This window comes from Pseudomonas sp. 2995-1 (assembly GCF_002742505.1).
Lineage (GTDB): Bacteria > Pseudomonadota > Gammaproteobacteria > Pseudomonadales > Pseudomonadaceae > Aquipseudomonas > Aquipseudomonas sivasensis.
In genome coordinates, this window is the sequence record NZ_LJSA01000587.1 from 1 (window position 1) to 236 (window position 236).

Consider the following 236-nt stretch of genomic DNA (forward strand, 5'->3'; position numbering starts at 1 on the left):
ATCGTAGATGCATTGGCTGAATAAATTGCTACTGACTCGTATAACTCTTTCACTGTATAATTTTCATCAGGACGAAGAGGAACATTGGAAAGTCTACGATCATGAGATAATGAATCCGCTCCTGTAAGGTAATCGCTAACTGGTACTTGTTGATCCCAACTAATGTCACCATTATTTACAGCCTCTAGAATCAAGTACTCACTCATCATTTTTACCATACTAGCAGGTAATAAAGG

Annotated in this window: 1 pseudogene; it reads right to left on the reverse strand. The window is 37.7% G+C overall.

Going from position 1 to position 236, the window contains the following annotated elements:
- A pseudogene (locus tag AOA61_RS28190) lies at positions 1–206 on the reverse strand (D-alanyl-D-alanine carboxypeptidase); the annotation flags it as partial.
- Positions 207–236: the final 30 nt, after the last annotated feature.